The organism is Mycobacterium sp. E796 (assembly GCF_001672815.1).
In the GTDB taxonomy this organism is placed as follows: Bacteria; Actinomycetota; Actinomycetes; order Mycobacteriales; family Mycobacteriaceae; genus Mycobacterium.
The window spans coordinates 1-6,482 of record NZ_LZKK01000101.1 but is presented as its reverse complement, the minus strand read 5'-3'; the positions used below and the strand labels follow the sequence as shown (position 1 = coordinate 6,482).

Below are 6,482 nucleotides of genomic sequence, written 5' to 3'. Positions count from 1 at the left end.
GGGGCGCACATGGTGGTGGTCGGCTGCCGCGGACAAGACACGTTCCATCGTGCGGTGCTCGGCTCGGTCAGCACCGGGTTGATTCATCATGCCCACTGCCCTGTCGCGGTGATCCACGACGAAGCCCCGAATCTGCTGGGACCGTCGCCCTTGCCGGTGCTGGTCGGCATTGACGGTTCGCCGGCGTCGGAACCGGCCACCGCGATCGCGTTCGACGAGGCCTCGTTCCGGGGTGTGGACCTGCTGGCCGTACACGCCTGGACCGACTCAGACAGCTCGGGAGTGCTGAGCAAGCACTGGTCTGTCCTGCAATCGCGGGCGGCGGAAATCCTGGCCGAACGCCTGGCCGGTTGGCAGGAACGCTATCCCGACGTCACCGTTCACCGCCGCCTGGTGTTTGACCGCCCAGCCCGCCATCTACTGGACGAATCCGAGTCCGCCCAACTCGTCGTGGTCGGCAGCCACGGCCGGGGCGGATACGCCGGAATGCTGCTCGGGTCGGTCAGCGCCGCCGTCGCGCATGCGGCCCGCATTCCGGTGATCGTCGCCCGCCAGTGCTGATGCGGTGTTCGCCAAATCCTTGGCCCCGCGCGACAAGCCCGCAATCGCACCGCGGTGACCTAAGGCCCGAATTCGGGGGCTAACGACCCTCCCGCCGGCACGTTCGTCTTCCATACGGTTGCCATCGTCAACGGCGCGACGGCGGAGAGGGACGGCATGCGATCAGATCGCCTCAGGTGGCTGGCAAACGCGGAAGGCCCGTTTGCCTCGGTCTACTTCGACGACTCACACGACACCGCTGACGCGGGTGAGCAGCTCGAAGCGAGATGGGTCGATATCCGCAGGGATCTCGAGAAGCTCGGCGCGGACGCGGAAGTCCTCGGCACGCTGGAGAAGGCCGTGCTGAACCATCGACCGGCGGTCGGCCGGCGCGGCCGTGCGGTGATCGCTACCGGCGGTCAGGTGCTGATCAACGAGCCGCTGACCGAACCACCACCGGCGATGGTCGTTCGCCTGTCGGACTACCCGTACGTGATGCCGTTGCTCGATTTCGGGATGCACCGTCCGACCTACGTGTTCGCTGCGGTTGACCACGCCGGCGCCGACGTCACGCTGTTTCAGGGCGGCGCTGCCAGCTCTACAAGCGTCGACGGCGGTGGGTATCCGGTGCATAAGCCGGCGACTGCCGGCTTCAACGGCTACGGCGACTTTCAGCACACAACCGAGGAAGCCCTCCGGATGAACTGCCGCGCGGTTGCCGACGAGATCACCCGGCTGGTGGACGAGGCGGACCCGGAGGTGGTGTTCGTGTGCGGCGAGGTCCGTTCGCGTGCGGGCGTGGTCGCCGAATTGCCCCGACGCGCGGCACGTCGGGTGTCGGAGCTACACGCCGGATCCCGCAAGAGCGGTATCGATGAAGAACAGATCCGCCGGCTGACGGCAGCCGAGTTCGACCGGCGCCGTGGCATCCAGATGACGGAGATCGCGAACCAGTTTGAAGCCGAAATGGGACGCGGCTCGGGCTTGGCGGCCCAGGGCATCCGCGCCGTTTGCGCGGCTCTCCGCGAGGGCGACGTCGACACCTTGTTCGTCGGCGAGCTCGGCGACGCGACCGTCGTTACCGGCAAGGCGCTCACCATGGTCGCGCCCGACGCCGACGCGCTGTCCGACTTTGGCGAACCGGTGGAACGTGTGGCACGGGCCGATGAGGCGTTGCCGTTTGCCGCGATCGCGGTGGGTGCGTCCCTGGTACGCGCCGACAACCGGATTGCACCCGCGGACGGGATCGGCGCGTTGCTGCGATACGCCGCGGCTGGCACGGCCAATCGCCGTGGTGCGTAACGTTTTTCGGGCACCGCAGCCGTCGCTGCGCGACGAAGAGATCCAGGTGACCTCTGGTCAGGTCTCGTTGGCTGGACGCCTGACGATCCCTGAACGCCCAACGGGTGTCGTCGTTTTCGCGCACGGCAGCGGAAGCAGCCGGCACAGCCCGCGCAATCGATTTGTCGCCGAAGTCCTCAACAGGGCCGGGTTCGCCACCGTGCTTTTCGATCTGCTGACGCCCCACGAAGAGCGCAACCGCACCAACGTCTTCGACATCGGATTGCTCGCCGGCCGATTGGTCGATGTCACGGGCTGGCTGGCCGCCCAACCCGACACCGCGTCACTGCCCGTCGGCTATTTCGGTGCCAGCACGGGTGCGGGTGCTGCCCTGGTCGCGGCCGCACATCCCGGTGTCAAGGTGGCGGCGGTCGTCTCCCGAGGCGGGCGACCCGACCTCGCCGGGGAGTCGTTGCGCGGCGTGCGTTCCCCGACCCTGCTGATTGTGGGCGGCCGCGACGAGGCGGTCCTCAAGCTAAACCGGCTGGCGCAAGCGTTGATCCCGGCCGAGTGTCAGGTCGCCGTCGTCTCGGGCGCCACCCACGTGTTCGAGGAACCTGGTGCGCTCGAGCAAGTAGCCGTGCTGGCGCGCGACTGGTTTACCGGCCACCTAACAGCGAACGTTTAGGGGCTCGGGCAGCGCTCAGCCCGCGGGCGTAATCAGCCCGTAGTGCCCGTCGTAGCGGTGGTAGATTACGCTGCCGCGGTCGACGGCGGCGTCGACGAAGAACAGGAACGGCAGCCCGAGCAACCCGATCCGCTCGATCGCCTCCTCGACGGTGAGCCGCGGCGCCGGCTGCGGGCTGATGGTCAGCGGCATCTGGAACGCAGCCAGCGCGTCGGCGAGCTCCGGATTGACTTGTGCCAGGCGGTATTCCGCCGGGCCCTGGCGATACAGCACGCTGTCCTGGTTGGTGCCCACCTCGGTGAAGAGGTGGAAGTCGTAGTCGAGCAGCTCCATCTCGAGCGCGGCCTCGTCGACGGTGCAGGTGGGCAGGCTGTACGCCTTGTGCCGCACGACGCGCCGTTCGCCTTCGGGCCTGGGGAAGTAGTCCGGCCGGTGGGTGGGCTCCGACTGATGCCGCCATTCGTTCGGGTCGTTCCGGGGAAGGCGCCCTCGCCTGGCATCCCAGTGTTCCGCGCCGCGTTCCAGCCGCCGGCGCAGCCGCGCCTCGAGCCGATCGATCGCCTCGGCGGCCGTGACACCGTCGACCTGCGCACGGACCGGCCGGCCGTTGACGTCCAGATTGGCCTGCGCGACCACCCGCCGGGTGACCGCGGGATCGCCGTGCTGTGTCAACCGAACCCGGGCGTGCAGCACCGGTGCGTGGGCGAGTCGCCCGAGCTCGCCGACCTTTTTGCGCGCGTACTCCGCGGCACCGGGCAGCCGCCCGTGGGTCGTCACCTCGACGTCGAGGACGGCTGGTAAATCGTTTGTCTTTGCCATGATTCGCTTTCTCCGGTCGCGCGTCAGCGGTGCAGACCAGTGACGGGTTCGTGGGTGCTGGCCTGGATGTCGGTTGACGTCAGGGCCAACAGCTGATTCGACAGATCGGATAGCGCGCGGGCGATGGCCAGCTCGTCGCCGATCCGGGCGACCGGTTGGTCGGCCGGATCCAGCCGCGCCAGACCTACACCGACGAACTTCCTGCCCGCCCAGGCCAGCCGAGCCTTCGCCCGGGTGCGCTCTTCGCGCTCCTCGACCACCAGGTCGATTTGGCAGGTCTTGGTGCCGTCAGCCTTGCCGGTCATCGCCAGTCTCCTTGTCTTGCCGGGTATTAGCCCACCTAGATGCGACCACCGTCGAACGCCGCGAAGTAGGGGCGAAAGTCACCACTGCGCGCATTCGCGGTCAGGCGAACACCTCTCGGAGAGTGGCGGTCTGCAGGTTGCGGCTGTGGATGAGGTCCAGCAGTTGGCCGTAGCAGTGCGTGATGGTGGGCAGGTTGGCGTGCATCAGCACGATCTGCCCCGGCTGGAACGACTTCGTCGCGCGGGCCAGCAGGCTCGCTTCGTTCTCGGGCGCGGAGTCGCCGACGTCGCCGCTCCAAAGGGTGATCGAGGTGTAGCCCTGGTCGGCGGCCACCCGGTCGACGTCGGCGTTGTGCGCCCCGAACGGCGGCCGGAAAAACGGTGTGCCGTCCGTACCGTAGGTGTTCCGAAGGAAGTCGGCGTTGCGCCTGATCTGGTCGTCGACGGCGGTGAGCGCCATGCGATTGAGGTTCGGGTGCGACCACGTGTGGTTGGCCATTTGAACCTGACCGGAATCGAGCAGGGGCCGAAGCGCCGCTGCATTGTCCGACCAGGACGGATTGGCCCCGTTGACGAAAAAGGTGAGTCGGGTTCCGCTGTCTCGGGCGAATTGCGCGAACGCGGCCACCACCGGGCTGCTGGCACCGTCGTCGACGGTGAGCACTAAGCGGTTGTCCTCGCCGGGTGCCCGGGTAAGCACCCCTGCGGCGGCCACCGGAGGACGCGTCGTGGCGGCCAGCACGCCCCCGGCAATGGCACACAACAGCGCGCGCCGATCGATGTAGGGCATGCAGCCAGTGGTACCCCGCGGGCATCGGCGCAATCACGGCACGGGCGTGAAACAGTTTTCGACGGGCTGCCGACCATTCAGCAAATTCGTCGATAAACAAACCGTCGATATTAATCGACAATATTGTTGGTTGTAATCAACAATTCGTTGACTTATATCGACGCGTCCATAAAGTAACTTTCGTGGACGACCTCGCGCAGGCCGAGTAGATGCACGCCTCCCGCGGCCGCCGTCCGTCGCATCATTCGGGCGATGACCGCGAGCAAGCCATCCTGGCCACCGCGGAGCGCCTCCTGCAGGAGCGGCCGCTGGCCGACTTCTCCGTCGACGATCTGGCGAAGGGTGCGGGCATTTCCCGTCCCACCTTCTACTTTTATTTCCAGTCGAAGAACGCCGTGTTGCTGTCGCTGTTGGACCAGATGAACGGCAAGGCGCACGCGGCGCTTACGGCGTTGGGCGGCAAGCTGTTCCGTGACCCCGCGGCGCTGTGGCGGGCGCGGATCGAGGCGTTCTTCGAGGTGTTGGGCTCGCACCGGGCGGTCGCCGTGGCGGGCGCCGCGGCGAAGGCCACCAACCCCGAGGTCCGGCAGCTGTGGTCGACGCTCATGCAGAAGTGGATCTCGCACACCACGGCGGCGATCAAGGCCGAGCGCCGCCGCGGCGCCGCCCCCGACACCTACCCCGCCGAGGATCTGTCCGTCGCGCTGAACATGTTGAGCGAGCGGGTGATGGCCGCGACGTTCACCGCCGAGGAGCCGGCGATACCCGAGGACCGCGTGATCGACATGCTGGTGCACATCTGGATGGCCAGCATTTACAAGGCCGACGCCGAGGCGTTGGCCACTAGCGGTTTTTGAGGGCCCGCGCGGCGCGGTCCAGGCTCTGGTCAATCAGACGGTCGGCGGCACCGAAGTAGGTTGCCGACGGGGCCTTGCCCGCCAGCTCCGCGATCGCGCGCTGCTCGCCGTAAACGTCTGCCAAGCGCAGGTTTTCGGCCATCCGCGCGGAATGCACCCGAAGGCCGGCCAGCAGGCGCGGTGCTGATCCGAAACTCCAAGCTGGGCAAGGAAATGGTGGCGGCCATGCGCGGCCGGCCGGTGGTGATCCTGCGCGGCCACGGGATCACCAGCGCCGCCAACACAATTCAACAGGCGGTGCTGCAGGCGATCAACCTTGACTCCCTGGCACGGATGGCGTTGCGAGTGCGTGCGGTCGGCGGCACGCAGCGCGACATCGGCGACGCCGACTGGGACGACCTCCCGGACCTGGGCCTGGGCTTGCACACCGACGCGGCCTGGCGACACGAGATCGCGCGGTTGGGCGAAGTCACAGGTTGATATCGGGCGCGCGCCCTACGCGGGTAGCGGCGGCGGCGGGCTTAACCTGGCCGACGTGAGCGAACTGGACCGGAGGCGCTTCCTGGTCGCGGTGGCCGCAACGGTTGCGGTCACCGGGATCTCGTGGTGCTCGGACGGCGGGCCCAAGGAGACGGTCGCGCGCGCCGAGGTCCCGGGACCCGCGCCGACCCCCGCCGCCCCGGCCCTGCCGCCGCTGCTGTCGCCCCCCGACCGGGCAGCGCGAGTCACGCTGCCTGGCGGCGCGGTACTGACCAAGCTTCCCGGCGATGGTGACCTGCTGGCCTGGACGGTCGACGACGGCGTCGATACCGATGTGGTCCGGCTCTACACCGAATTCGCCAGGGACACCGGCGTGCGGCTCACCTATTTCGTCACCGGCTGCTATCGGTCGTGGACCGACAACACCGCGGTGCTTCGCCCGCTCGTCGAATCCGGACAGATCCAGCTGGCCAACCACACCTGGTCGCATCCGGACCTGACGAAGCTCACGCCGAACCAGGTGGCCGACGAACTGGGTCGCACCGACCAACTCCTGCGCAACACCTACGGCGTGGACGCCACCCCGTACTTTCGGCCGCCCTACGGCCACCACAACGCCGTGGTGGATGCGGTGGCCGCCGATCTGGGCTACCAGGTGCCCACGCTGTGGTCCGGGGACCTACGGGATTCCGCGCTGCTCTCCGAAGACCAGATCGTCAAGT

The 6,482-nt window shown here is 67.8% G+C and carries 8 protein-coding genes and 2 pseudogenes; 6 read left to right on the top strand and 4 right to left on the bottom strand.

Going from position 1 to position 6,482, the window contains the following annotated elements; translation table 11 throughout:
• From A5706_RS08295 to A5706_RS08285, 3 genes and pseudogenes are all read left to right on the top strand, one after another.
• A partial coding sequence (locus tag A5706_RS08295) for a universal stress protein (RefSeq protein ID WP_068128989.1) occupies positions 1-561 on the top strand: 561 nt, incomplete at its 5' end.
• Between the two features lie 156 nt (positions 562-717).
• The gene (locus A5706_RS08290) at positions 718-1,842 is read left to right on the top strand and encodes a hypothetical protein (protein ID WP_068128988.1); all 1,125 of its coding nucleotides are present in this window, start codon (positions 718-720) and stop codon (positions 1,840-1,842) included.
• Positions 1,843-1,858: 16 nt separating this feature from the next.
• Positions 1,859-2,509: pseudogene (locus tag A5706_RS08285) on the top strand (dienelactone hydrolase family protein); the annotation flags it as partial.
• A gap of 15 nt (positions 2,510-2,524) precedes the next feature.
• Here the strand turns inward: A5706_RS08285 and A5706_RS08280 are convergent.
• The 3 genes from A5706_RS08280 to A5706_RS08270 all read right to left on the bottom strand — a co-directional run bounded on the left by A5706_RS08280 (position 2,525) and on the right by A5706_RS08270 (position 4,423).
• Entirely contained in the window at positions 2,525-3,328 is an 804-nt protein-coding gene (locus A5706_RS08280) for a sigma 54 modulation/S30EA ribosomal C-terminal domain-containing protein (RefSeq protein ID WP_068128987.1), read from the bottom strand.
• 23 nt (positions 3,329-3,351) lie between these two features.
• Positions 3,352-3,633, bottom strand: a complete 282-nt coding sequence (locus A5706_RS08275; RefSeq protein WP_068128985.1) for a DUF1876 domain-containing protein — start codon at positions 3,631-3,633, stop codon at positions 3,352-3,354.
• A 100-nt stretch (positions 3,634-3,733) separates the two neighbouring features.
• Entirely contained in the window at positions 3,734-4,423 is a 690-nt protein-coding gene (locus tag A5706_RS08270; protein ID WP_068128983.1) for a polysaccharide deacetylase family protein, read from the bottom strand.
• A gap of 209 nt (positions 4,424-4,632) precedes the next feature.
• Here A5706_RS08270 and A5706_RS08265 point away from each other — a divergent pair, with 209 nt between their 5' ends.
• Positions 4,633-5,280 (top strand): TetR/AcrR family transcriptional regulator, encoded by a 648-nt coding sequence (locus A5706_RS08265; protein ID WP_068128981.1) that lies wholly within the window; start codon positions 4,633-4,635, stop codon positions 5,278-5,280.
• Here the strand turns inward: A5706_RS08265 and A5706_RS32110 are convergent.
• Positions 5,267-5,422, bottom strand: a complete 156-nt coding sequence (locus tag A5706_RS32110; RefSeq protein ID WP_231985126.1) for a hypothetical protein — start codon at positions 5,420-5,422, stop codon at positions 5,267-5,269. The genes A5706_RS08265 and A5706_RS32110 overlap by 14 nt on opposite strands.
• On the opposite strand from A5706_RS32110, the pseudogene A5706_RS08260 reads away from it, so the two are divergent.
• A pseudogene (locus A5706_RS08260) lies at positions 5,419-5,760 on the top strand (class II aldolase/adducin family protein); the annotation flags it as partial. The gene A5706_RS32110 and the pseudogene A5706_RS08260 overlap by 4 nt on opposite strands.
• Positions 5,761-5,815: 55 nt before the next feature.
• Positions 5,816-6,482: polysaccharide deacetylase family protein (locus A5706_RS08255; protein ID WP_068128980.1), on the top strand; the 667-nt coding region annotated here is incomplete at its 3' end.

What these genes read in the sequence shown, in the direction of transcription:
- A5706_RS08280 (WP_068128987.1), bottom strand. Translation starts at nt 3,328, where the DNA reads ATGGCAAAGACAAACGATTTACCAGCCGTCCTCGACGTCGAGGTGACG.
- A5706_RS08290 (WP_068128988.1), top strand. Translation starts at nt 718, where the DNA reads ATGCGATCAGATCGCCTCAGGTGGCTGGCAAACGCGGAAGGCCCGTTT.
- A5706_RS08275 (WP_068128985.1), bottom strand. Translation starts at nt 3,633, where the DNA reads ATGACCGGCAAGGCTGACGGCACCAAGACCTGCCAAATCGACCTGGTG.
- A5706_RS08270 (WP_068128983.1), bottom strand. Translation starts at nt 4,423, where the DNA reads ATGCCCTACATCGATCGGCGCGCGCTGTTGTGTGCCATTGCCGGGGGC.
- A5706_RS32110 (WP_231985126.1), bottom strand. Translation starts at nt 5,422, where the DNA reads ATGGCCGAAAACCTGCGCTTGGCAGACGTTTACGGCGAGCAGCGCGCG.
- A5706_RS08265 (WP_068128981.1), top strand. Translation starts at nt 4,633, where the DNA reads ATGCACGCCTCCCGCGGCCGCCGTCCGTCGCATCATTCGGGCGATGAC.